Source organism: Bacteroides sp. 11BF, assembly GCF_019633765.1.
Taxonomy (GTDB): domain Bacteria; phylum Bacteroidota; class Bacteroidia; order Bacteroidales; family Bacteroidaceae; genus Bacteroides; species Bacteroides hominis.
Map to the genome: position 1 here is coordinate 128,486 of NZ_JAFKPJ010000014.1, position 26,578 is coordinate 155,063.

Here is a 26,578-nt window from a genome sequence, read left to right on the forward strand (position 1 = left end):
TTATGAAAAGAATACTATATTTTTTCTCTGTGATGCTTTGTATACTTGCTGTCACAGGTTGTCAGGATCGCGATATCATTGATTTCAAGGATGGGGTTTCTTTGCCCCCGGTGACCGATTTGAAATCGTCACTATCACCTGATAATGAAGCTTTGATTGAATGGAAATTGCCTACAGCGATTCCGGAAGAGGTGGAACGTCCTTTATCCGTTTATGTTCAGGTTTACAAGGGGGCGGTGTTAGAGCATCAGATTTCTTTGGAAGGTGAGCCTACTTCGTGGGAATATACACTGAAAGAACCTGAATCGAAATACAGGATTGTGGTTAAGGTCCAGGGGATGTTGAAAGAAAAGCCTTATGGGCAGTCAGACGAGATTTATTCGTTGGGACAAACAGTTTCTATAAATTGATTGAGAGAAAGAGGCAGCGTCGGGACGACGTTGCCTCTCTTCATTTTATGCTTTCTCACATCGGATGATGATTTTTCTTTCATCGTTCAGGGTAGTAGCAAACAGATAGATATCACCTCCGTCAGCTATTTTTAGCCGTTTTCGTAGTTCTGCCACAGATTGTGGGAAGTTGCGGACAGTGAGGTTGGCTTTATCCACTTCATTTAAGAGATTCTTCAGTTCTTTTTTGTTGAGGCCTGAGTAGCCGGTCACCCGGAAGATTCGGCCTGGAAACTCTTCTATCCGCTCATCCGAGGTGTAGAGATGGCTGTTGGGATGGAGCTTGCTTAAATGAAACGCAGAAGCGATGCTGCGGAAAGCACCGGCTTTGAGAATAGAGGCATTGGGTTCATACAAGTAAGTACCTATTTTATGGGTGTAAGAGCAATCGGTGCTCTGCTCTGTTTCGCGCGTAAAGACGAAACGCTGTATTTTTCGGTTTGCAAAGTTGATGCAGACGATAGGTTGCGATAGGGTAGGCAGGATCGTCGGAGATGTCTTTTCGGACCGTAACATTAACAACAGTTCCTTACATTCGTTGTTGACGGAGATAATGTGGACCTCAGAAACATGCTTCATATCCCGTATAGCCAGAGAAAGGTCGAGCATTGGGGAAAGTTTGATTATAACCTGTTGCCCTTTTTCGAGCAATAATTCCTCCAGTGCGGCTGCATTAGGTTCACAGTCGGATATGGCTACTGTTTTTCCGCCATGTTCATTGCGGCGTGCCGGGTCCAGGAAGATACAGTCTGTGGGCGACATTGTTTGCAAGTACTCTACTCCGTCGGCATTTTGTATCCGGATCTGCTTTAATCCCAATAATGGAAAATTGTGAGCGGCAATCTCGCAAAGTTCTTTTTGGCGTTCGATGTAGGTGACTGTTTTAAACCGGGCTGCGAGAAAAGCACAATCAATACCGAATCCGCCCGTAAGATCGACCAGCGTTTCTCCCTGCGCCAGTGAGGCTTTGTAGAGTGCGGTGATTTCCGATGAACATTGCTCCAATGATAAATGACGTGGATAAAGAAGGTTTTCCGTAGCATGCCAACTTGGTATTTTTGAAGCGGCGGCTTGCCATCCGGCTATCTGGACGATAGCAGAGGACATGTCAACCTGGGGATATTTCTTTGCCTGTAATGCGAGGGAGCGTATATCGTCATTGCGATGCTCCCGGATAAACAGGACTGTTTCCGGAGAAAGGTACATATCTTATTTTAGTTTATAAGTTTATACTTTTGTTTTGCTTCGTCTCGGCTGCACAGGTTAAAGTGCCACCATTCGCTGGGGAGTGCACGGAATCCTGCACCTTTCATGATTCTTCTTAGTAGAATTCGGTTTTCGCGTTCTTGTTGCGTCATTTTTCCCTTTTTCACGAGTTCTGCTTCGTTTGTAATATGCGATGTTGCACCCATATAATCAACTTCGGTTCCCATAGAAAGTGGGTGCCCGAGAGAGTCTACTATGCCGATGTCTACTGCCAGGCCATAATTATGCAGTCCTCCTCCTCGTGCCGGATTAGATACATAGAAATATTTAGAGGTTCCTTTTACAACATCCCACATCTTTTTCTGAACGGACATCGGACGTGCTGCATCATAAATCATCAGGCGATAGTCAGGATGCTCTGCTTTGAGTAACAGGTGTGCCTGCAAAAGGGCTTTAGCTGCGTCCGGATGGAGATATGCCTCTTTCAAATCACCATAAAGAAGTTGACCGGTGAAATTATCCGGGGTGGCATACATCAGGTTGATTATGAATGTAGAGTCGAGTTCGGAGATATTTACCAGTCCGATTGAGTCCAGATAAAGAGCTGTTTGACTTTTGGCTGCAATCGGTTGTGGCTTTTCTGGGGCTATAAGATTTATGGAGTCCATAGGTACGGGATAGAACTGCGTTTCCTTATTCCGGCAAGAGGTTGTGATAAACAGTAATAGGATGAAAGTTGCTAAAGATCCGGGCTGCATATGATTTTTTTAGTTGAATTATAAATGCAAAAGTATAAAAACATATGCGCATATTTTAGAAGTGAGGAAGTTTTTCGTTTTTAAGGCTTGTCCTATATGTACCTCATCGGATTTACAATGCATTATAAATTAGATTCTCCCGATAGCTTTTTTGAGTAAAAAGCATTAGTCTTTTCATCGTGCCTGTCTTTCCTGCCATACTTGTTTTCCTCTGATATTTGCTTTGAGAGGATCATTTGCTTTCGGTTTATTGTTGTAATCGTTAATTTAATTAAAATGAAGAAGATCAGGAGTAGGCTAATGAATGTGAAGCTATTCCTTTTCGTACATTTGGCAGAAAGGAGTAAAAGCTGTATTGCTACGAATGTAAACTATAGGATTTAGAATGATATGGAACATGTTAATGGTCAAAATAATGAAATTACATTGATTTTCCCACATAATCGGATTGACTGTATGGCTTCTCAGAACGAACGGTTTAATCGGATTATAAATCAAGCTAACATAACGATCATTGGGAATAACAATCACATTTCAATGTATTGCGATTCTGAAGATAGTGCGGAAGAATTGTTGCTAAGTGATGGATTTCTTCTGATTGTAAAAGGAGATAATAATATAGTAAATATAGGGACGATTATTTTACGCTATTCTACCATATTGGGTATGACGGGATTGAAGCTTATTATTGGGCAACTTCCGGGACTGGGATCCGGTGTTTCAAGAATGGCTAATAATTGTCGGGTAGATATTGGAAATCGTGTAGTAATTAATGGCGTTACATTATATTTGCAAGAAGATGATTCGTGCATCAGTATTGGAGACGATAGTCAGTTGAGCTGGGGCGTTGATATATGGTGTACCGACGCACATACGATAACGAATTTAGAAGGTGAGCCGATAAATTTTGCTAAGAGTATCGTAATAGGTAAGCATGTATGGATCGGAAAAGATGTGAAGGTTTGTAAAAATGTGAAAGTCTCTGATAATAGTATTATTGGTTGGGGGAGTATCGTAACAAGGGTATTTAATGAGCCCAATGTAATTATTGCGGGTGTTCCGGCTAAAGTTGTAAAACAGGGGATTAACTGGGACCGTAGATGTATCAATAAGTATTTAAAAGGATGACTACTGTTAGTTGCAAAAGAAAAGTGAGGGTATAGGTAGAGGTAATTGTAAATAGAGGTGCTGCTCTCTATGGAGAGTCCTTTCTATTTCTTCTTCTCATATGATGAAAGTGATACCCCTCATATTTCCGGGACATTGTTTCCATTACTTTTTCTTGGCTCATATCGTTTGTTTTCGATAGTTGCCTCAATTCGGATACAAAAGTTGTTATAAGTTCTTCTCTCGTGATTCCACATATGGTAGAGTACGCAAAATCGAGGCTGATATCGTTCAGTTGGTTTAGATCACTAAATACACTGTCTTGTGCGAATTTTGTTACCCCAGTCAGGAGAACAAAACGCAGATAGCGGTCGGTACTCTTCAATACTCCATAAAACGCTTTCAAAGTGTTACAATATTCATCCAGCAATTCCCCATTGTCCAATGCCTGCAAAAGAGGCTTGTCATACTCGTCAATCAGCATGACTACCCTCGGGCGATAAGTTCAGATGCACGGCGGATCACACCGATAAAGCGTTGTGACAAGGTTTCTTCATCCACCCCATGTCTGTACTTTAATTCCTACTGTGTCAACTAGCTACTCAATATCGCATGTAACGCCTGAGGCGAATCGTATTTGGTGGCATTTAGATCCAGGTATAACACCGGGTACTCTTTCCACTCCGTCTCTGATTTCTCTATGGCAAGTCCTTCAAATAGCTCTTTTTTTCCTTTGAAATATGCTTCGAAAATGGAAAGTAATAGAGTTTTGCCAAATCGACGGGGGTGACTCAGAAAATATGGAGTACTGGTGGAAGCTATTTTCCACAATAGTGCTGTTTTATCTACATACAGGTACTCACCCTTACGGAGTCTCTCAAAGGTCTGTATCTCTATCGGAAATTTATGGTTCAAATCAATCATTTTTATATTAAACAGGGATTCCTTCTTTTTCTATTCTTTTGAGTAGTGAACTACGTAAGCCTTGTCTTAATCGAACTAAATCGACTTTACAGCCAAATAAAGATTGTAGTGCTTCACGAATATCAAACATGACAAAAGGATCTGCCTCTTCCAAATCAACAAATACATCCACATCACTATCTAGTCGATTCTCTCCACGAGCTACCGAACCAAAAATTCCGATAGAACGGATGCCATATCTGGAAGCATGCTTCTCTTTGAACTTCTTAAGCATAACAATATATTCTTCTTTTGTTTTCATCTTCTTTTAGCTTAAACGTTAAATACACATCTAATGTGTGTTATTACTTTTCTCTTCCGCCTAAAACTATCTTAAAGGATTAGGGAGGAAATGAATTTTATTTCTATACTCTGTCAAAGATAACGAAAAGAAGATTGTACTTATATCCTCTTTCATCTTTTTTTGAAACTATTGTATTGCGATTTAAGTTTTAGGAGTAATCCCAATTAGCTAATATCAATCAGCTCTCAACTTTGCTGTATATAGAAGTATAGCATGTTGAACAGACTTTTTCCTCCCCCACCACCCTTTTATCGGTAGCCCTTTCTCCCTTTTTGTTTGATTGTTTTATGGTTTAGAAAGGACACATTTCTCACCCTTTTGCCCCTTCCTCTTCGTTCCAAGAGAGCGGACTTTGTGCTATTCGTATTTTTATCTCTGTTCCTGATGTCGGGCTCCTCAAAGCGGTACTTATATACCCTTACTGAATCGGACAGGATCTTGTCAGCGAAGGAATTTCCGGAGATGTACGCATCTGCAAGGCTGTGTCCAAGGGTGAAGAGGAAAATCTCCAGTCCTGCGGGTAGTATTTTTCACTTTAGTTTTGCAGATCCTATCTCCTATTTGATATTGTTGAAAAGATCAGGTCGATAAACTCAATAAGGGCATAAGTGGATTTTAAAAAAAGTCGTCCGACGAACAGAGACAAGAATATGATTGAAAAAAGATTGGTCTCAAAATCTAAACGAGCATTAAGTTTGAAACAAATTAAAATAATACGATTATGAAAGTATATGATGTAAACGGCATTGTAGTAGTAGAGGCGTATTTTGTAAACGATCCAGATAAACCTTTTATTCCTAAAGATAGATACAGAGAAACAGAAGTGGACAAGTACAAACGTAGTGTAGATTCCCTGATAACAAGCTGTGGTGACAGATATGAAATCGTTTTCAATAAGTCTGTTGTTCTCAAAGAAACACGCTCCATCAAACGTATTGGTAGCAACGAACGATATACATACCTCGTCACGGAAAAAGCTTTAGAGAGTCTTAAAAAACAATACATACATGTTTCTGATTTTTAAGAATAGGTTTAACCAGCAGGGAGAAATCTCTGCACAAATACATAAGAGCAATGAAAGCTATTACAAAAGAAGAAACATTGAATAATAGATTTTGCAAGTGTGATAAACGGACTAATAGAGTGACAGTAACCAAACCAACAAGGGAATGAGTGTTAAGAATGAGAAGATGTACACTTTTGCCTTTATATTGTTTCATCGAGATTAAAATTTAGAAATGTTGAAGGATAATAATCCTATTCCCAGTTGTAGTAAAGGTTTTGTATGGCAAAAGTATCTTTCTTCTAGGCACGCTTCTGCTCTTTGTGGAAATAATTGTACTTGACAAAAGCCTCTATACCTGTATTCTCCATAAACTCGTAGTTTTGTTCGCTTCCATAACCGGCATCGGCCACTACTATAGAGGATTGCCTATGATAAGTCTTTTGAAAAATTTTCGAAAAAGGAATTAGAGTTCCCGTATCTTCGGCCCGTCTGCAAATCCCCAGATTGAGTAATAAACTGATTCTCTGTAGTAATCTGTATGTTATAGGCAGGTTTCAATTGCTCGTTTTTCAATGAGGTTGTGTCAAGTTTGAAGTGAACCCTAAAAGTTAGACAAAACACTTTTAGGGTTTATTTTATATGATTAAGTACACATTTACAAGGAAGCTCTATTTAGTGAGCGAAGTTAAGGCCGGCAAGTCCATTAAAGTTCTTTTAAGAGAATACAATCTTCATGAAAACAAACTTCTTGAATGGGTCAGACTTTATGAGCGTTACGGAAATGACGGCCTTAAGAAGCCTGAACCTAAAGCCTACGCCTGATTTTAGGGGAAAAGTCGTGCGATTAATATTAGAAAAAGGTGTACCTTTGTCCCATGTATTAATCGATTATCGTATAAGTCGCACCGCGCTTGATAGCTGGGTACGTTTAACCCGTAATAAGGGCTACACGGCACTCTGCCAATACCAACGTCGGGGCCAACCGCCAAAAGATATGGGTAAACCCAAGAAGAAAGAACCGCAGACGGAACTGGAGAAACTCCAGGCAGAAAATATCCGTCTGAGAGCAGAAAATGCGCTACTAAAAAAAGCAAAGGCCTTAGTCGAGGAAAAGAAAGCCCAGACACATCTGAATGGGCAGAAGTCATCGACGGACTAAGGTTACAATATCCTCTTAACTTATTATTGAGGTTAAGAAAGATGGCTCGTTCCATATTCGACTATCATTTGAAACGCTTAAAATCGAGCGATAAATATGCAGAGGAGAAAGATATGATAGAATCCATTTTACATGAGCATAAAGGTCGCTATGGCTATCGACGCATTGTAGCGGAGATGCAATCCCGAGGCTTTACAGTCAATCATAAAACCGTACGAAGGCTGATGGGCACTATGGGGCTTAAAAGTAAAATTAGAAAGGTCCGCTACCGTTCGTACAAAGGCGGGATCGGCAGGATCGCTCCAAATATAATCAATAGGAACTTTATTGCTCAAGCTCCCAATTGTAAATGGGCAACGGATGTCACGCAGATAAATATAGGTTCAGAGAAGCTGTATCTTTCGCGCATATTGGATGTGTTCAATGGTGAAATAATATCTTATAACCTCTCCGGAAGTCCCAATCTTAAGCAGATATACGATATGCTTGACAAGGCGTTTGCTAAGTTCGACAATTTTGACGGACTAATTATACACTCTGATCAAGGGTGGCAATATCAACATTCTGGTCATCGACAGCGGCTTACTCAGCATCATGTCTTACAAAGTATGTCTCGGAAAGGTAATTGTCTTGACAACGCCATGGCTGAGAACTTTTTGGGTATTATGAAATCCGAACTGCTCTATGCTGAAAAGTTCGAATCTGCAGAAGACTTCATGAAGGTTTTAGACGAATATATTGATTACAACAACAATAAAAGAATTAAATATAGATTAAAAGGAAAGAGTCCGGTCCAATACCGAACTCTTTCAATATAGTTAAATAATTTACTGTCCGACTTTTTGGGGACACTTCACTTATACATTTGATATCTGAAAAAGAAGTGATTGAAAATTTTAATTAAGTAAGCTGGGATGTGTAATGGATCTTGATGGAAATGTGTGGAAAGGGATGTTAGATTGTGAAAAACAAATTGTGTCTGGTTAGTAGGGATATCTGATAGTGGATATCCATAAGCAGGATAGGGTGCGGAATATATTTCAGTTCCACTCGGAAGCGAAGGAGTACCGCCTGATCTTTGACGACTGTTTGTGTGTCACCTTTCTGCATAAGAAAGAGAAAAGCAAGCTTATTCATTTGTATGGAGGTCTTTCGTCTTTACCTCTATTGATAAGGGAGGAGAACGCACAGTATTGGCTTATCTTTTAGCTTCGAATACTGTACTGCTGTATGGATATGCTAAGAGTCGGATAGCGTGTGATTGGTGTTCATGTGTGTGGATAATGTATATGAAGCCTTGTCATTCGTGTGCTATTATACCCGTAACGTACAGGAAGAGTATATGATTTTTCTTGAAAGAAAAGTTGGGACAGTTATTCTTGAAACTCCGAAATGGAATCCGATCTGGCAGGCTAACTTCGTGGTGGTTTCCTTGAATAAGATAGCAATTGATCAGCAAAGAAAACAATATCTGGGGATGGAAGGGGCTAAATGAAAGACCGTTCACATGTCTTTCCTTTGTTCGGAGGTAAAAGTATATCGGTATTATTAAAACAGTGTTTAGCTTTAGTAAAGTTACAAGAGATACATTTGTTGGTGTGATATTCGGTTGATTAGGAGAAGTTCTAGACTCTATTGGCTTGTTTCTGTATAAGTTACATTTTATGTCAGAATTAGATGCTAAATTAAATATATTTAATGTTACATGATATAATAAGTAAGTATTAATGATATCAGTGAAATTGAAGTTAAATATGTACAGGTGTTATAAGAATGGTACATATCCTTTGGTATTTCAGATTATTCAAAATCGTAGAAAGAAACTAATATATACAGGTTATCGTCTGTTTCCTAAAGAATTTGATAATGTGAATGGAGTCGTATGTGCTGTAGAAGGTTCCTCTTTCAGTATTTGTGAGGCCAATACCATGAATAGCCGTTTGAAGGAGGAACGCATACGCATTTATAAGGAATTTGAAGATAGAATGGTGCATTCAAGTTGTAAGGAGAATTATGGTTCTCTTTCCTTTCCTTTAGACAGGTACTGTTCTCGGTTTAAGTTGCTTCCTTATTTTGACAAACAAATAAGAGATAAAGAGTATGCTGGTAAGGATGGAACTGCTTCAGCATATAAAAGTACACGAAATTCTTTGGCCAGATTTTGTGATGAGAAAGTGGATATGTGTGAAATTGATAGGGAGTGGATACATTGTTATGAGAGATTCTTAGTAGATAAGAAGGTGTGTGTGAATACGATTCGATATTATATGAGAAATTTTAAGTCTGTATACAACAGAGCACTTAGAGAAGGGTTATCTGGTGCATGTAATGACCCCTTTGGTGCTGTTAGAACTTCACCCAGCTGTACGGTGAAACGTGCTTTGACTCGTGAGCAAATGCGTGCTATAAGCAAGTTGGATTTGAGTTCATATCCGGATTTGGAGCGTTCTAGAGATTTGTATCTATTCAGTTTCTATGCCCAAGGAATAGCTTTTGTGGATATTGCCTTTCTTCTGAAGAAGAATATCATTTCAGAAGTGATTTATTATGAGAGACAAAAGACCAATCGGCTGATTCGCATTCCTATGGTGGAAGAATTACAGGGGATTATTAAAAGGTATGAGGCTCCTACTGGCGAGTATTTGTTTTCCATTATAGATAACTCGTTGGAGCAAAGCGCTTATTTGCAATATCGTAAAGAACTGAGAAAGATAAATAATCATTTGAGAAAAATAGGGATAATGGCAGGTATCCCTGTACCTTTGACGACCTATACTGCCCGTCATACATGGGCTACGTTGGCGCGTGACAGTGGTGCTTCTTTATCTGCAATCAGTGTTGGGTTGGGGCATTCCTCAGAAACTGTGACTGCCATTTATTTGAAGGAACTTGACATTGATGTACTAAGGAAAGTCAATCAAAAAGTTGCAGGATTGATTTAGTTAAAGCATTGAAATAAAATGTTGTGTTTCTGTTTCTTTATTGAATTGTATCGTCTATCTTTGTACTCTCTATATATTAATAGAGAGTAATATCAGTTTTCAAGAAAATCTTATTTTTTGTTTTGCGCTGCAAAGTTAGTGTATTATTCACATCTAACTTTTCACAAAAAGAACAAAAAAGTTATCATTTTTTCCATTCTTTCTATTTTTTGTTATTATTCTGTTTATCAACAGATAAGTTCAAAAGGAGTTGCTTAGGAGTGCATCCGAACTGTTGCATGCAGTATCGGTTAAAATGAGAAGGAGAAGTAAAGTTAAGTTCAAACATTACCTCTTTTATAGTAGCCCCTGGTTGGCTGAGCAAGTATTCTATTTGGCTATTTATTTGTTTCACCATCCATTGTTTAGCGGTTATACCAAATACAGACTTGAACTTGGTTGTAAAACTACTTTTGCTCATCTTAGATAAAGCTATCAATTCATTTACATTATTTACTTTTCTGAAGTTCCCTAGTATAAAATCTTTAAAGTCTGTATTGCTACCTATTAATGGGTAGAAGAATCGGACTATTTCTTCCATCTTATAATTATATTTCAATAATAAATAGAGCTCATGTTCCATCAATTCATGGAAATGAAAACAGGTGGATTGTTGTCTTAGGCTATATTCCAACAGTTCTAGGAATAGTTGCATGGGACGGCATACTTTGAGAGGAAAGAACTCCATGTTGTAAATGTTTCCGTATTTTGATAGGGACTCAAGCATCATCCTGTTGCACCCTGTTTTAGGTATATTGAAAGAGAGCGATATGAATCGGACTTTACTCAAAGCCGTTCCTTTTACAATGGAAGACTTTGCCAATAGCAGGATGTGATTTTCTATGAGAATTCCTTCTCCATAAAAGTTGCATGAAATAAGCATTTTTCCTTCTAATAGAAAGATGAAAGCATTGTCTTCCATAACTTTTTCAAGTACAAGAGCATCCTTATCAAGTTCATTATACTTAAATCCCAAATGGGAAGATGAGGTGTAGTTTAGGCATGAATGATGCTTCTTGACATAGAGTAAATTAATTAAGTTGTTCTCCTTTTTCATAATATTTTAAACTATAAATAATTAAGTTTCCTATCGTTCTTGTTCAGAGTGTCCGATTTTTCCCTTCTGCCTTCTCTCTATTAATATAGAGCGTAATATGAAAGGCGGAAAATCCTATTAAGTAATTTTTTATAAACAATTTAAGATAAGTAAGAATGAAAAAACAAATGAAAAAAGCAGGTTGGTTGGGAGTACTTGCGTGTGCTTCAGTGATGGCATTTGCGGCGTGCTCGAATGAAGAGGATGTTGCTTCGGCTATTGATCAGAACAAGGTGATAGATGAGGTTACTATTAAACTAAACACTTCGGCTTCTGGTTTGACACGTGCTCTAACTTCTAATCCGGTAGGCAAAGAGAATGATTTGAATAAGGTGTTGTTATTCATCCGTCATGCAGATGACGAACATGGTACTAATAATGTTTATAAGGAATATGTCTTAACTACCGAGCGTTCAAAGACTGTTAAGTTTCCTAAAAATGGTTCTTCTGTTTATGCTTTTGCAAATCCGACACAAGAGTTGCAGTCTGCTTTGGAGAAATTAGTGAATGTACAAGGTAGTTCAGATGACGAGAAGGCTCGGAATTTTCAAGATCAGATTCGCGGTTTTGCCCAAAGAATGTCTAAAAGCTATATCGGAGGCTTGGATTCAAATGGTTCGTTCATCATGTCTGGTACAGCTGATATCAATAATGCACAAGGTGCTTCTCCTTATATGTTGCCGGTTACTTTGAATCGTGAACTATCAAAGGTGACATTCAAGGTTAACAAGAAAGCTTTGGATAGTGATGGAGATGAGGAAGCAAAAGTACAGTTGAAGAGTATAGAAGCAGTGTTTGTAAAGAAATCAGCTCCGGTAATTGCACCGTTTAAATTAGATGGTGTGACTCCCTCAGGATTTGAACTGGATTTCGGCTACAACGAAGGTGGTTTTGTTGATGACTTTGGTGGTCCGTCAAACGGTAGTCAGACTGTAGATAATGTTGATAACAATCAGGCTTATGATCAGGGGGGTAGCGTAAGTGAAGCTACAACAGCCTATACTTATAAGTATGCTTATGCTCTGAATAATGACAATACTCATTACATCTTTCCTGATTTCTATACTCTGCCTAACTTCACCAACAACCCTCATAAGGGTACTGTAGTTATTCTGAAGGCTAAGGTGTGTGGACAAGAGTTGGTGGATAACGGTGTATCAGGTGTGGGCAATGTAACAGATGAGGTTGTTAGATATTATAAAGCCCGCGTTTCATCTGGAATTCAAGATTTCTTGACAGATAGAAATATGCACTACATCATCAATTCTCAGATTAAAGGTATTGGTAGTGGTTCTATTGATGAAGCAACTGATGAAAGCAAAACTCAGGATAACACATTGGTTGTGACTGTAACTGCTGCTCCATGGACTGTGGTGAATAGTGATCAGACAATCGAGTAAATTCGGTTATAACAATAACCGATCCTTCCTTCTGCCCGTTCATTCCTGATCAGTCAGATAGTTCTTGGTAAAATTGCAATGAACGGGCGTATGTTTTGGAAAGCCGTTAGACTGGCTTCATTTTAACGATGAAGAACGGCTGGCGGCTTTTACTTTTCAATATGAAATAAGTATTTTTATGTGTGTTAAAAGACGAACCTACTTTCTTTCCATATTCTGTATGGTGGTAATGGGCTTGTTGCAGCAGAGTTGTATTAGTGATGACGTAAGTGAATGTCATTATGATGGCGGTTTGCGGATAAATGTACGTTATGTGCCTGAAGAGGGCGATGTCACAACTTATGCTGAAAGAATCAGACGACTCAATTTTTATTTATTTCGTGCTGACGGCACGTTTTATATGTCCCATTCTGAGAAAATTCCTGTCCAGTTGGCTAGTGACAATTATTCTGTATTGTTCTATGTGCCTCCAGGAGAATATCGGTGTGTGGTATGGGCTGACAATACGGAGAATGACCAGGCATTTTATACGGTTTCCCCTTTTGAGAGTGGTGTGACGGTGGATGCTGATGCGATACTTTCCGTACATCGCGAAAAAAATAATACAGTTCCATTCGCTTCTAACGAACTGCTGTATGGGGCGTTGGGGAATCTTGAAATGAAATTGGGTATTTTCAATGAATATGAGATCAGTCTAGAGAATAATGTTAACCGTTTGGAGTTGAATGTATATGGCATTCCGGATGGTTATGACGCTTCTAGCTTAGCATCTACGGTAGATCTGCGTAATGCTGACTATAAGTTTGACAACTCCATCGTAGAGACATCCCCTTTGCTGCATTATACTCCGGTATATGAGCCACATACCAATCCAGACTTTGGTGCTGGCATATCCTGCCTGTTCCGTTTCTTCAAATTGGAGAATGAGATGCAGTCGCGCATTGTGATAACGGCCGAGAGAAACGGAGTGCGGAGCGCTTTGTTTGATCGTAATCTGATAAACCTACTACTTGCTAGTCCGAAGATAGATTTTAGCAAGAATCATTCTTTCAAGCTTGATATTCATTTCAAGGGTGCGGTAGTTACCATTGCAGTGAATGATTGGATATTGTCAGAGTCTGTACAGCCAGTGGAGTAGTCATGGAGTAATTAGTAAAACCAGAGAATAGAAATTGATAAGATATAACAATTAGCATAATGACAACAATGAATAAATTCAGTCGATTTAAAATACAAATGTTGATGTATGCGATGGGCTTGCTGTTGGCATTCACAGCTGCCTGTACGGATAACTATGCTGATGATAGCTATACGCCTGGAACAGATACGGGAGAGGATGTGATGCTGACCTTCAATCTGCGTGATGCGGCTTCTCCTGCTACCGGAACATCCGGAGATCCTTCATCCGATGCAGTATTCAAGGATGATTTAGTAGCGCTTATTTTCCGAAAGTCAGAGCAGGGTGAGCAGGGTTATCATGATGGTGAAGTGCGTTATGATTGTTGGCGACCTGTCAAGGCAAAAGCGGATAACGGCAATCAGTTTTATCTTCGTCTTCCAGTTTCCCTCAGTGGCGATGAACTTACCATTATGTTATGTGCGAATGCTACCTCTGTATTGGGTTCACAACCTGATGATAAGTTACTGCATCGCAATACAGGAACAACGGGTTATCCCTATGGTTATACCATTGATGAAACTATAGAGGCTCTGGAAGGGAGTGTGTCGGAGAAGGGCTGGGGGAAAGATGGTAATAAGACAATTCCGATGTGGGCACAATGTAACAAGATTACCTTTGATGTGGATGATCTCAAGGCTGGAAATGTGAATTTGGGTACATTCAAGTTGTTGCGTTCCCTGGCTCGTGTGGATGTGGGAGTGAATGCTAAAGATCCGAATAATCTGGGGAATCCGGACTTTCAAGGGTTGTTGAATGGTGGAAATGGTGGACAGTCATTCAAGCTGACTAAAGTACTTCTGGGCAGGACAATGAATAGGTATCGTTTGGCTCCTTCGACAGGTAATTACACAATAGAAGAAAGTAAATATGCGTCTTCTTCAGAAAACCCTTATACGATTCATGCTCCTTCTTTGCCTACAGACGCAAGTGGGCGTATCGATTGGGTTGAAGCCGTGGTAAATGAGACTTCCCAGTCCGTAGAGTCTCTTCTTTATGCGCCGGAGCAGAAAGCCGGTGCTTCGATGAAACCAGAGCAATGGATGGAATATCCTTGTGTCATTGTAGGAGGAATCTACGATTATGCTAATACGAGTGCTGTTCGTGACACTTCTTATTATCGGTTGGACTTTGTAAAGGGTACGGGTAATAGCCAGACAACATGCGATATCTTGCGTTCTAGTTTGTATCGTTTCAATATTACGGCGGTAAAAGGTCCAGGTTTCCGCACCCCGGAAGAGGCTTTAAACAGTCGAGGTGTCAACATGACTGTAGAACTGAGTGCATATAACTTGGTGAATTCGAATACAACCTTTGACGGTCAGTCCTTTATCTCGCTGGAACGTATGGAATTAACTATGCCGCGCGAACAGGGTGTAAGCTATAACTTACCAGTGGAGTTTTCTGGTGATATCGCCTGGAGTGATATTGAAATCAGTGCAGTGGAAGATCAAGGCTATATAAAGGATGAAAATAAGTCAGTGAATTTGGGTAGTGATGCACTGTCAGTGACTAAACTGACAAAGATCGAGGGGGAGAGAAATACGCATTACTTGAAAGTTTCTACCTTGCAAGCATGGAGTCAGGATGTGGACACGAAGCTTTATCTGCGTGCCAAGCGTTTACAGTTGAATGTGGAACTTCGCCAACGGGATGTCAGCCTTTCCGATTGGGAATTGGGTTCCAAAGAGAATGGCAGTGTGGACGGAGAGGTACAGGTATCAGCTACTAGCTTTACTTTCTCGGCACCAGGAGGAGAACAGAAGCTTACTTTGCTGAATCCCGATCTGACGGTTTCTGTGGTGATGAAACAGGGTACCAGCAATGTGGAGTGGGTGGATGAAACAGGCAAGCCGTTGCAGGGTCAGGAACCCGACTGGATGAGTTTGACGAATCCGGATGGAACTGCAATAACTCTGCAAGCTAAAACCAATCCTACAGGATCACCTCGTAAACTATTTTTTAAGATTAAAGTAATTTCTAAATCGCCAGTCGAAAGTATGACTTCTAAGGAGCATATCATCAATGTGAGTCAGTTCGCTTTCTCTACCCAAGACCTTATTTTGAGTGAATATAACCTCACTTGGCGTGATCGTAATGTGGGGGCTTCAAACAACAGCGTGGAAAACTTCGAAGGACAGGATTTCACCAAAGACAATGTGTCGCACATCAGCTGTCCGACCGGATGGTTCATCCCGGCTTCAAAGGATGTGGAGGAACTTTTGAAACTGCTTGATACGAAAATTATTCAATACTACTCCTTATCCGATGGAGATAGTAACGGGAAAGCCACCCTTATGCTTTACAAGCAAGGTTTGCTCAACGAGGTAAGCACGCCGCAGATTCCCATTGTTCGGATATCGGATATGAACAATGTATCATCTTCTATTTGGTTGATAGACCGTGATGAAGTTGGTAATGAAACCAAAAAAATTCTGACACTTACACTGAACAATGGTAAAGTGCTTCCAAGCATCAACTCCAATCCGAGCAGTTTAGACAAGGCGCATATCCGTTGTGTACAGGGTTTTCGTGTGAATAAGAACTTCATTAGTCTAAATGCATTGGGCGAGCCGGTGAACACTGGGTATTTGAGCCGTTTGAAGTCGGACGTATTGGATAAAATCGATGATAACTCGAATGGTATTCTGACTGTGAATGTTTCCCCCTCTTTGAAGAGCATGAAGATAGAAGCGATCCCTAATTGGAGCCAAACTCCTCGGGAATATAAACTAGTTTATCGCGTGAGAGGAGAAAGTAACCGTGTTCAAGAAATCACGGTGAAACAGGATGGCAGAGCTGCTGTAGCGAGTTGGACTAATCCCACCCGTGTTGGTAACCTAGAATGGGCGCCGATGAATTATGGCATTTCCCAAAATGTAAATCCGAAATACGTTGGTTTGGGAGCAAATAGGAGTGGGCAAAATCTTGTGATGCTGACTATGAATGACAATGGCTTCAGTAGTTGGGAATATATATCTAAAGCTGATGAAAGGAAATATATTGGAGATTATATAAACGCAGGAGATGATAATGCAGTGTTAAAGACAGGAAACAATATACAGGCGGCCGAAGAATTGTGTGCTGGTATGGATGGCGGTGGAAAAGGTTGGCGCCTTCCTACATTGCAAGAGTTTGCGGAACTGATCCGTCACATTCGGGTAGAAAAAAGGACAACTGGTACGGATGATGGTAGCCAGACCCATTACCTTTATAGTTTTACAGATGGAAAGACTGTCACTTTTTTATCTGCTTCTGCTTATCCATCGAAAGATTTATCAGCTGGGGGAATGACTGTCGGATATTACACCTCTAATCCGGATGGAAACTTTCCTTCTACTGTTAAGTTGCAGTATCAACAGTTAGATGGTGATATCTTGTTTGGCAGTGGGACTGATTTGTTTTCTTCTTTTGACAAGCAAACTTTGGTAACCATTGCTTATGCGGGAACATCAAATAAAAATTATTTGGGATTTATCCGATGCGTGCGTACTGCAAAAGTTGTAATTAAATAATATAAAAATGAAATGAAACATACACTGATTAAAATAGGATTATTTTGTTGCTTGTTATTTGCTACATCATGTGTGGAAGAAGAACTACAAGGCAGTTGGGATAATTCGCAGAATGCCGAGATTGGCATTCTACCTGGTGAAGAGGTACTGCATGTGTCTGTTCTTGAGAAGGTAGTACCTAGAAGTCGTTCGCTTTTGCCTTTAGACGATGAGGGAGAGGTAACTTCTCTTTTTTATTTGTTTTTTGACCAAAATACGAAAAAGTGTGTGGCTTACAGTTTTGCTGATAACCGTACAGGACTGAATCTTTCTAAGAAAGAGCTTCCATTGCTTACCAACGGATTGCAGTTAGGAGGCAACACAAGATATAACGTGAAAGTGATAGTGAACTATCGCACTTATATGGACAAGAATACCTCCGGCGATGCTTTGGGGCAAATTTTGTTGGGGCAGACGGAAGACTATGTGAGAAAAAATCTTTATTCTTCTGGTTTGACTGGAAATCCTACCGTAGATTATCCGTTTTTTGCAGATGCTTCATCCAATCCCCTCCTGCTTTATACGGGTGAGTTCGAATACCAGCGTGCCACGGGAGAGGCCTCGTGTTTACTTAATCGGAAGATGGTGTCGGTCACTATCAATTGGGAGCAACTTCCCGATTGGATGGAGGTGAGTGGGGTATCGGTAACCAATATACCCAAGCGCATCTATTTATTCGGTGGGCAGAGTACTGTCGAACAGTCGTGCTTCACTGAAGCTAAGGCTATTTCTTGGGGTGACTCAGAAAACAAAACACAAGTACAGTTTTATATGCTTCCGCATGACAATGAAGCTTGGAAACCTATCAATGTTAGTTTGGATTGCAAGAAAGTGTTGCCTAAAAGTAACTTGACTGTGAGAAAAGGTGATATCGGTGGTGCCGGTAAGTCGCTGAATGCTGTATTGGAGAGTGAAACAGTTGTAACTACTGACACTTATAAGATGTATGTAAACGGAAGTGGTTATAAGTTTGAGCCCAATCAGTGGGTTTATATCAACTTTTTTGAGTCACAATCAGAACATGGAGAGATAGATTATACGGTGAATGGTTGGAGCAGTGGGGGGGTGAAAGGTACTTTCTTCACTGATGGACAGGGGAACGAGGCCTGTATCTCCGAAACTCGGATTACATTGGACTATGCTGATCAAAGTCCAGTAAATATTTTGCAAAGTTCATTGAGAGATGGAAGTGTGGCACATGAGGTATTCATTTCATCCACGGGCTTTATCGTACAATGGACACTAGGGGAGGATGTAGCCAATCTGCCCTCTTGGCTGTCAGTAGAGAGACACGATGCCAACAATTCGCTGATATTGACCGCACAACCTAACTTTTCTTTGAACGAAGGCGGTATATTGATTTCCTCAGGTCGTAAGGCTTCTTTTACGCTTTCTTTGAACATGAGCGATGGTTCGACCCGTAAACAGACTATAATCGTGACCCAGCTTTCCGCTCCGTCTGCTTCGGGCGATGTAGAGATTGATGGACTTACGGTAAGTGGACGGAATACAGAATCGCCGCATTTTAATTTCTATGGTGTGACAGCCTCTGGTGTTAAAGTGGGCGATTGGAAGGAAGTGATATCTTCCTCCGAAAAATGGGGAGATAAAGGTCGTGCCCAAATTGGTTTTGCAGGTAAAGAGGATAACCCTGTCCCGTTAAGTACTAGTATGAGGCCATGGTCGTCAGAAACCGTGTTACAACAGTGTAGTACACATATAGGGTCTGATTGGCGTATGGTAACTGGTAAGGAGTTCGCTTTCAAGATACTCCCTCGCCTGCGTTCAACTTACATGAGTGTGGGTGGTCATGCGAACGTTCAGGTGGTTTATCTTCCCACTGCTGGCAGTATCTGCTTCTTTCCAGTATTCGGGCAGAAAGATATTTACGTCCCCATGGGGAAATATCTGACTGACAATTCGGCACTGTTCAGCGGGAAGGGACAGGAGGTTCCGAATATCAGTGTGTCCGAGAATACAGGATCCGGTTGGCAGATTACCCAAAGACTTCAAAGTGGAGAAATGAGGATTTTGCAGGCGGCGAATCAAACGCATTGGGGGAATGTGCGCTGTGTGAAGGGAACTGCTAAGTGGACCAAATGACAGGGTTGTCCGCATGATGCCGGACGGTTGTGTTAAGTTATATGAATGATTTTTTAGGCAAAACAAAAGAATAGTTGAAATGAAAAAGAAATTCCGTTTTTTACTATATATCTGTGTAGGTCTGAGTGCCTGCACTAATGAGGTCGTCATGCTGGAGGAAGAAGGGGTTTCGAACATTCCCGTGTTGCAATATGCAGTCGAAACGCCACGTATATTACAGGGAAGGGAGAGAACTTCTGCTTCAGACAATGATTATGTGGCGACAGACGACGAGACGAAGATTGCGAGTATGGCATTGTTGTTTTTTAATAAGAATGAGCAAGAGACTGGAACCTATGTAGGCTGTGTGGAGGTAAAAAAACATGCTGACAATGATGCTGAGAATTCCTATTTTCGTCAGCCGATAGATTTTTCTACTGGAAGCGGCATTTCCGAGGGGCATGATTATGATGTGCTAGTGTTGGCTAACTGGAAGGGAAACATGGCAGACGATATAACTAAGTTGACTGAAAAGCTGACAGGCGAAACAACTACTTTGCGTCAGGCTAAAACCTTGTTGACATATGATTATACAAATTTCTCGCGGGGGGGGAACTTTCTAATGAGTGCGCAAGGCGAATATAGCGCAAAAACTAAAACAGTGAAGGTGTGGTTGCGTCGCACTGTGGCTAAGATAGTTATTAAAGCAGGAAATAATGCCAATTTTACACTCAAGAGTTTCTCATTGGCCAACAATCGTCAGAGGACCTATGCCATTGACTTAAACGGAAATATTCCGGCTGCCATATCACCTGATACGGTGGGGTATGTGCGCAGTCTGGCTGCTGACGGATCGGAGTCTGTCAACAATCCGGTAAATGGATTGGTAAGCTATGCGTTTGAAAACTATACTAACGATGCAGGAAATAATTCTACTAATACCCTTTGTGCTATTGTGGCATTGGAACTTAATTCTTCTACTGATAAAAAAACTTATTATTACCGGTTAAATCTGAATGTGAACAACGAGAGTGATGGCTACACATCACAGCGTATTTATCGAAATACCTATTACGAGTACACTATTGAGAAGGTGAACTCCGCTGGTTCCGGATCGGTTGAAGATGCGCTGAACGGTTCGAGTAATGGACTGTTGGTAAGTAGTAATCCCTTGTGGGACGATGATAAGACTGGTGCTTTTGTTTTCACTTCTGATGCTAAAAAAGTGGCATCTAACGTATATTGTATAGAAAAGGCATTCGAAGATCTGTATGTTAAGAAAAGTCAGGGTTCTGGAACTATATCTGATATGGATAAAGATGAATTTACGGGTGTGGTAGTTAATTTGAAATGGTATAATGTAGATGGAACAATAATGACTGATAATGAGATTAATGCCATGAACAACTGTGTACAGGTAGTCAAAAAAGAGGAAAGTCCAATAGAACGGGAATTTTCTTCTTCTGTGGTATATATACAAAACACAACGCCTGGAAAGATTACTGTTAATATTGTAGGATATGGAACATGCAAATTAGAAATTCAGTACCGTGTCTCGGAATCGGACCAATGGGAAACGCTCTTTACTATTCCTGTGAAGATAAGTCGCTTGCCTGTTGCTGCCATCAGGCTTGGAAGTTATATGGTGGTGGCTCCTTATAATGTGGGGGCTACGGATTCTTATGGGAGTGGTACCCGATATTTTTATAATCACGAGGTTGGTATAAATCCCTGTCCGTCAGGTTGGCATCTTCCCACAGAAGGTGATCTTCAAACATTGCTCGACCCTAAATATAAGGGGGGGCAACTGAAGTTATCTCAGAAATTTTGTTACTTAGTGGATGAAAATGTTACAGAGCAAGCACTGTTTCCATGGACTGGTGTTCAAAACGCTTTGGGTATTCAGTCACAGACAGGTGAGGGAGCAGTTATGGCATTTTGGATCAATAATCAAAAATTTGAAGACTACTCTACAAATTCGGCTACTTTGCGTAAGATTGTTAAGGTAGTTAGAAAGGATATACCTACTCTGAATAATTTGTCACTTGAAGAAGCTACTAGTGGTGTGAAATATGCGGTACGTTGTGTGAAATATATTGGGGGGGATATTCGGCTTGATTCTGAGATAGGGCATAATAGACTTGGATTTGATTTTTATGAAATAAAAGTGCCGATTGATCAAATTATGACATCGAAAAGTTGTGAGAAGGATGGTTTTAAATTGGCAGGAGATATACAAATTAAGAAGATTATTTCGGAAGGGTTATTCTTTTTTGGTGATAAGAATGTGGGATATTTGAGTTATTCTCCGTCTTCCAATGCTATACCTACTAATTATTTTTATTGGGATGAAAGTTCTACCGGTGGTGGAAATAAAAATTTCTCGTGGAAATATTCATCAAATGTTAGTGGTATGGCAGCGACTCGAATATCTTATGCTGTTTGCTATCGTTCTGTTACTGGCACTAACCTTTGAAATATCAAAACTGTAGATATAGATGAATGGAAATATGAAAATAAAGTTGAATAAAAAGAAATCGAGATATTGCTTGTTGCTGTTCTTCTTCTTTTGGTTTTGTATGTTGCCACTGCGTGCGCAGTTCTATTCAGTCCAGACCAACTTCGCGAAGTTGGCTGTGGGCAGTTTCAATGCAGAAGCTTCCATCACTGTGAATCTCCATTGGAGTGTTCAAGTGGGTATGGAGTATAATCCTTGGACGTTCAGAAACAATCATAAAATCAAGAACCTGACCTTTACGCCTGCCGTGCGTTATTGGTTCACGCAGAGTTATATTGGTCCTTTTGTAAGAAGTTATCTTTCTGGATCACGTTATAATTTTACATGGAACGGTCATCGTTATGATGGAAGTGGATTGGGAGGCGGTGCCACCTATGGCTATGCGTTCTTGCTGGGGCGTCGCTGGAATTTGGAATTAGAAGGTGGGGCCGGTATGCTGTGGGGACGCCATATGAAATATGATTGTCAGCGTTGCGGTGCACGTTATGGCAAGGAGACCCGTGCCTTTCTTATCCCACAGGTGGCAGTTAATTTAGTGTATTTATTTTAAGTGAAGGTTACGGAATGATATATAAAAGAACAATTCCCATATTGCTTTTGGGCATGTGTGTGTTTGTGGCCTGTTCTGGAATGAGAGATCTGAAAAGGCAGTCGCCGCGTGTGAGTGTGGGACTTCCTCCCATTTCCCCCTTGGTAGTGTCTTCTGTTTCGACCTTGGAAGATACGATAGAAGAACAAGAACGTACGCAAAATGTTTCGGACAAGTCATTACTTATAAAAAACGGTATGGAGGTAGGTGTGGAGTTGGATACGGTAGGTAGGCAGAATATAACTTCACTGATCTTACCTGAGGTTCAGGTTAGTGCTACACAGTGGCGTAATGTGGTTGAGCGTAATGGAAAAATTAGCATCGAATTTGTGCTGGGTATACCTAAGGAGCTACAACATAATAAAAGAATGCTCGATGTTTATCCAGTGTTGTTGAGAGGGGCGGAAAAAGACTCCTTGGATATGTTGCGTTATATGGGGGCCTATTTCCAGAAGAGACAGGAAAGGGGATATGCGCGCTATAAAAACTACCTGTCGCATATTGTGCCAGATAATGCTGACTCGTTAGAGGCCTTTGGCAACAGAAGGGGCTTTATGCACTACATGGAACGGTTGAACTTTGAGAAGAAGAAACTATATCGTAAATGGAATGAATGGGAAAAGAAAAAACAGAACCCCAATCCGCTGTATGATCGTATGTCTTTCTTTAATTCTCGAGTACGGATATCGGAAATGAAATTGGCTGATATCAGAAAATTTGTCAGGTATGGAAGTAATCTGACGGCTTTGCAGTTTGTCTCAGAGTGGAGTAGTGATACGATAAAGGTAGTTAATAGGAAACTGTATGACCGAATTCTGTTTTTTAATGAACGGAAGGAAAGGAACAGAAGCTGGTTGGATACCCGTATCCTCAAAGAGAGGAATGACAATACAAGGTGGGGTGGATTCATATTGGGTATGTATAGAAATTGGCTGAAATCGTTACCTGCTTATAATATGAACCGGCAACAGCCGGACACTTTGAAACCGGTACCTGCAAAGGATATACTAGCGTGGCGGAAGAAAATAGAAGAGGAATCAAGACAATGGAAACTCCGCCGTTATGACGTATTGTCCCGTCTTCCTCAATACTGGATGTTTAGAGATACGGGTGATTCGTTGTTGGAGAAATGTTATACTAGAAAGCAGGAGAGAATATCTGCACGTATGGCTGAAGTGGATTCAGCTGATGTGGTACGTCGCTTTATCAGTGCTTCCAAGGTGGCACGTAATGAGAGGCTGAAAGCTGGCTGTTACGAGAAATTCAGACGGTATGTACCTTTTCCTTATGGGCATCGTATGCGCCTGAATGAAATTGTTGAAGCCAGCGATACGGTGTATTATTTATATCGTGAGCAGGTACGGACTGATGAGAATTCGAGCCGTATGTACCTGACGGTGGAGGGAAGTGTAGATGATTGGAGCAGGAACCGTTTTTTGCTGCCGCCTACCGATACGCTGACTTATTTTGTGAGTTCAATGACATATTTCATCGTAGATACCACACGTTATGTACAACGTGTTATAAAGCGTGATATGGAAGTGGAGTTTTCTGCACAACTTCATTTCCGCGTGGGGAAATGGAATATAGAGGATACCATTTCTGATAATTGTAGAGAGTTGGCGAAAATACGGAGTATGATGTATGAGGTCATGACTGATACGGTTTATGGTTTGGATAGCCTCTTTCTCTCTGCCAATTCTTCACCGGAAGGAAGCTACAGCATGAACATGGATTTGTCATTCAAGCGGGCGAATTCGGTGAGGGATGTGGTGGCCAGTTATCTGAAACATTTGAATGATTCGCTGAACTACGGAACAATGGAGTATATGATGGATGACAGCGGACGTGTGATGTCTATACAGGCAAAGGAATTACAGCAGAAAGGTATTTCGGAGCTGATTAGGGTAAGGGCAGAGGGTGAAGATTGGAGATATCTGAAGAGGTTGGTGAGTACAGATGAGAGGATAGCGCATCGTGCGGGAATCCTTGTTTTGATGGAGGAGGTCCATAATTCCGATGTGGCGGAAAAGCGGATTGCCGCGCGTTACCCCACAGACTATAGGTATATGCGGAATGAACTTTATCCACAGCTGCGCCGGGTGGTGTTCCGGTTCTTTTTGAGGCGCAAAGGAATGTTGGAAGAACAGGTGTTGACAAACGAGGTTGATACAGTTTATGCTAACGGTTTGAATCTGCTGAAACAGAGACGATATGCGGATGCTTTAGAGCGTCTGCGCCCTTATGAGGATGTAAATACGGCGGTGGCATATATGTCGTTGGGATATGATGAAGCCGCTTTGCGTATCTTGGGTAAAGTGCATGAGACAGAGTCTGTTTTTTATTTACGTGCCATTGTCAAGGTGCGTTTGGGAAAAGAACGCGAAGCTGTGGATGACCTGTTGCAGGCTGTGGAAATAGAGCCGCAGTTACGTTTTAGGGCGAATCTTGATCCTGAGCTTTCCGCATTGATGCTAAAATATCGATTGTTTGAGGGGGGGATTTAACACGTTCAATTATGAAATATAGAATTGAGGTTTTATGGGTATACATGGCTTGTAGTATGCTGTTAATTATGGTTGCCTGTTCTGGGGGAAAAGAGATAGATAAGGTATCTGGCAGTGGGGAGTATGAACTTGTGGAAGATTCCATAGATGTATCTTCTTTCCCCTTGCCGGAAATTCCGGTGCTCATTACAGATGCGGAAGCTCGGTTGGATTATTTGTTGATTCATTACTGGGATTTGTATGATTTCACTGATTCTACGAGAATTTCCATTCCGGAGTATACGGAGCAGGGATTGGTTAATTTCCTCTATCTGTTGAAACAGGTCGGTGAGGACTCTGCTATAAAAGCGTTGGATCGTCTGATCGATCGAATGAACGCGGACAAGAGAGGGTATTATTGGTTTATGGATAAGCTGGAGAATTATTTGGACAATCCCAATTCGCCTATTTACAGTGAGGGGATGTTTGCAATGTTTTTAGAGAGAATTGTCAGTTCGGACAAATATTCCGAATTGGAGAAAAGTACTCCTACATATAAGCTGCGCATGATTCGTAAGAATAGTGTAGGTACCGTGGCTGCTGACTTTTCTTTTCTTACACAGGGAGGAGTGCGGCAACTGAACCATTTGGCAGCTGAATATGTGCTGGTGCTCTTTTATGATCCGGAGTGTGATAACTGCCGGCATGTAAAAGACGAGCTTGCTTCTTCAGAGCTTGTCAAACAGTTGCTTGAGCGAAAAAATGGCTCGTATCCCACCTTGGTCTTGTTAACGGTGGCTATGGAAGGAACGGAGGAACAATGGGAACAGTATGTCCTTAATCTTCCAAAGCAATGGATCAACGGATATGACAGAGGAGAGATTACTCGTAAGGATTTGTACAGTATTCGTTCATTTCCTTCCATTTATTTGCTTGATAGAGACAAACGGGTGGTTCTGAAAGATGTAGATGTATTCAGTGTCTTGGAGTACATGGATAAGCAAGTGCTATATTTAACACACTCTCACGGCTAAAGCTGGTGAGAGTCGGGAATCCATGAGGCTAAACTGTTAATGCAGGATTTACACTACCTTCCTCTAGGGTGAATCCCGATACTCTTTAAATATTCTTTGCCGCATTAATATATCCGGTCACGGGCAGTACCACACTGCAGGCGCATCCATGACTGGATATTGAGCGGCAGTTCTTTGGCTCTATGATCGCAGCAATCGCATATTTTGCTTGACGGCTTTCATTGGCTGATCTTTGTCATTTTCTTGCCATACTTGCCGGTAAAGTATTTAATCCAACTAAGGACGGAAGTAAATGCCAGATCAGATATTTTTCTTTCTCAGTTCTGCTGCATGACTTTCATATTTAAATCCTCAAAACAATTCATACCAGTTTTTAAATTGTTGATAATTTTCCATTGAAGGCTCTCTCGTTGGTATTTGATATGTCTGTCAATCGTTTAATTTAACGCTGTGTTAAATCAAGTCTTTTGTCTTCAAATAACAAGGTTTTTACATTTAAAAGGCTTGTTATTTCCTCTTTTAAAATAACTGTTCCTTCAATCGCATTAACAATGTTAACGCCAAAAGCCACTGGATTTCCGATCTCTCCCTTCAATCTTGTCACAACCGGAGAGCGCTGAAAAGAGTGTATCCCGTGAAAAGAGGGCACTGAAAAAGTGATCTTTTTTAGCATCCAATCCTTTTTTTAGAAATTCTTGGAAAAAGTTGC

19 protein-coding genes and 3 pseudogenes are annotated in these 26,578 nt (G+C 40.7%); 16 read left to right on the forward strand and 6 right to left on the reverse strand.

The features are described 5' to 3' along the window. Positions 1–2 precede the first annotated feature (2 nt). Positions 3–410, forward strand: a complete 408-nt coding sequence (locus JZY04_RS15340; RefSeq protein ID WP_005782981.1) for a DUF4945 domain-containing protein — start codon at positions 3–5, stop codon at positions 408–410. 45 nt (positions 411–455) lie between these two features. On the opposite strand, the gene JZY04_RS15345 is transcribed toward JZY04_RS15340, so the two are convergent. Both JZY04_RS15345 and JZY04_RS15350 read right to left on the reverse strand, forming a co-directional pair. After that, on the reverse strand, positions 456–1,655 hold the full coding sequence (locus JZY04_RS15345; RefSeq protein ID WP_122143688.1) for a class I SAM-dependent methyltransferase: 1,200 nt from the start codon (positions 1,653–1,655) through the stop codon (positions 456–458). An 8-nt stretch (positions 1,656–1,663) separates the two neighbouring features. Then, the gene (locus JZY04_RS15350) at positions 1,664–2,413 is read right to left on the reverse strand and encodes a M15 family metallopeptidase (protein ID WP_122143689.1); all 750 of its coding nucleotides are present in this window, start codon (positions 2,411–2,413) and stop codon (positions 1,664–1,666) included. 390 nt (positions 2,414–2,803) lie between these two features. Here JZY04_RS15350 and JZY04_RS15355 point away from each other — a divergent pair, with 390 nt between their 5' ends. Continuing rightward, a complete protein-coding gene (locus JZY04_RS15355) occupies positions 2,804–3,541 on the forward strand; it encodes an acyltransferase (RefSeq protein ID WP_122143690.1) in 738 nt (245 codons plus the stop codon). Between the two features lie 106 nt (positions 3,542–3,647). Here JZY04_RS15355 and JZY04_RS15360 read toward each other — a convergent pair. Beyond that, a pseudogene (locus JZY04_RS15360) lies at positions 3,648–4,444 on the reverse strand (AAA family ATPase); the annotation flags it as partial. Between the two features lie 7 nt (positions 4,445–4,451). After that, positions 4,452–4,745 carry a nucleotidyltransferase family protein gene (locus JZY04_RS15365; RefSeq protein WP_122143691.1) on the reverse strand — a complete coding sequence of 98 codons (294 nt, stop codon included), beginning with the start codon at positions 4,743–4,745 and terminating at the stop codon, positions 4,452–4,454. A 763-nt stretch (positions 4,746–5,508) separates the two neighbouring features. Here JZY04_RS15365 and JZY04_RS15370 point away from each other — a divergent pair. Continuing rightward, positions 5,509–5,811, forward strand: coding sequence for a hypothetical protein (locus JZY04_RS15370; protein WP_220575461.1), 303 nt, complete (start codon positions 5,509–5,511; stop codon positions 5,809–5,811). A gap of 284 nt (positions 5,812–6,095) precedes the next feature. Here the strand turns inward: JZY04_RS15370 and JZY04_RS15375 are convergent. Then, positions 6,096–6,366 (reverse strand): annotated as a pseudogene (locus JZY04_RS15375) (IS5/IS1182 family transposase); the annotation flags it as partial. Positions 6,367–6,432: 66 nt separating this feature from the next. Here JZY04_RS15375 and JZY04_RS21540 point away from each other — a divergent pair. The 5 genes and pseudogenes from JZY04_RS21540 (at position 6,433) to JZY04_RS15400 (ending at position 9,894) form a co-directional block, all read left to right on the forward strand. Beyond that, positions 6,433–6,615 (forward strand): helix-turn-helix domain-containing protein, encoded by a 183-nt coding sequence (locus tag JZY04_RS21540; protein ID WP_122143684.1) that lies wholly within the window; start codon positions 6,433–6,435, stop codon positions 6,613–6,615. Between the two features lie 16 nt (positions 6,616–6,631). After that, positions 6,632–6,952 carry a hypothetical protein gene (locus JZY04_RS15385; protein WP_181996544.1) on the forward strand — a complete coding sequence of 107 codons (321 nt, stop codon included), beginning with the start codon at positions 6,632–6,634 and terminating at the stop codon, positions 6,950–6,952. Beyond that, a pseudogene (locus JZY04_RS15390) lies at positions 6,934–7,770 on the forward strand (IS3 family transposase); the annotation flags it as partial. The gene JZY04_RS15385 and the pseudogene JZY04_RS15390, both read left to right, overlap by 19 nt. Before the next feature lie 458 nt (positions 7,771–8,228). Further along, complete coding sequence (locus JZY04_RS15395) at positions 8,229–8,447, forward strand: hypothetical protein (protein WP_147347907.1); 219 nt, start codon at positions 8,229–8,231, stop codon at positions 8,445–8,447. A 232-nt stretch (positions 8,448–8,679) separates the two neighbouring features. After that, on the forward strand, positions 8,680–9,894 hold the full coding sequence (locus tag JZY04_RS15400; RefSeq protein ID WP_122143679.1) for a site-specific integrase: 1,215 nt from the start codon (positions 8,680–8,682) through the stop codon (positions 9,892–9,894). Between the two features lie 202 nt (positions 9,895–10,096). On the opposite strand, the gene JZY04_RS15405 is transcribed toward JZY04_RS15400, so the two are convergent. Then, positions 10,097–10,990 carry an AraC family transcriptional regulator gene (locus tag JZY04_RS15405; protein ID WP_122143678.1) on the reverse strand — a complete coding sequence of 298 codons (894 nt, stop codon included), beginning with the start codon at positions 10,988–10,990 and terminating at the stop codon, positions 10,097–10,099. A 185-nt stretch (positions 10,991–11,175) separates the two neighbouring features. Between JZY04_RS15405 and JZY04_RS15410 the strand changes: the two genes are divergently transcribed. From JZY04_RS15410 to JZY04_RS15445, 8 genes are all read left to right on the forward strand, one after another. Continuing rightward, positions 11,176–12,429: a hypothetical protein gene (locus JZY04_RS15410; RefSeq protein WP_147347906.1), complete on the forward strand. Its 1,254-nt coding sequence runs from the start codon at positions 11,176–11,178 to the stop codon at positions 12,427–12,429. Between the two features lie 178 nt (positions 12,430–12,607). After that, the gene (locus tag JZY04_RS15415; protein WP_122143676.1) at positions 12,608–13,567 is read left to right on the forward strand and encodes a FimB/Mfa2 family fimbrial subunit; all 960 of its coding nucleotides are present in this window, start codon (positions 12,608–12,610) and stop codon (positions 13,565–13,567) included. 59 nt (positions 13,568–13,626) lie between these two features. Next, on the forward strand, positions 13,627–17,121 hold the full coding sequence (locus tag JZY04_RS15420) for a BACON domain-containing protein (protein ID WP_147347904.1): 3,495 nt from the start codon (positions 13,627–13,629) through the stop codon (positions 17,119–17,121). 12 nt (positions 17,122–17,133) lie between these two features. After that, on the forward strand, positions 17,134–19,263 hold the full coding sequence (locus JZY04_RS15425; protein ID WP_122143674.1) for a hypothetical protein: 2,130 nt from the start codon (positions 17,134–17,136) through the stop codon (positions 19,261–19,263). 79 nt (positions 19,264–19,342) lie between these two features. Then, positions 19,343–21,718: an FISUMP domain-containing protein gene (locus tag JZY04_RS15430; RefSeq protein ID WP_122143673.1), complete on the forward strand. Its 2,376-nt coding sequence runs from the start codon at positions 19,343–19,345 to the stop codon at positions 21,716–21,718. Positions 21,719–21,752: 34 nt separating this feature from the next. Beyond that, positions 21,753–22,310, forward strand: coding sequence for a DUF3575 domain-containing protein (locus JZY04_RS15435; protein WP_181996542.1), 558 nt, complete (start codon positions 21,753–21,755; stop codon positions 22,308–22,310). A gap of 80 nt (positions 22,311–22,390) precedes the next feature. Continuing rightward, the gene (locus tag JZY04_RS15440) at positions 22,391–24,856 is read left to right on the forward strand and encodes a hypothetical protein (protein WP_147347902.1); all 2,466 of its coding nucleotides are present in this window, start codon (positions 22,391–22,393) and stop codon (positions 24,854–24,856) included. A gap of 11 nt (positions 24,857–24,867) precedes the next feature. Next, positions 24,868–25,869, forward strand: a complete 1,002-nt coding sequence (locus JZY04_RS15445; protein WP_122143670.1) for a DUF5106 domain-containing protein — start codon at positions 24,868–24,870, stop codon at positions 25,867–25,869. The last annotated feature ends 709 nt before the right edge of the window (positions 25,870–26,578 follow it).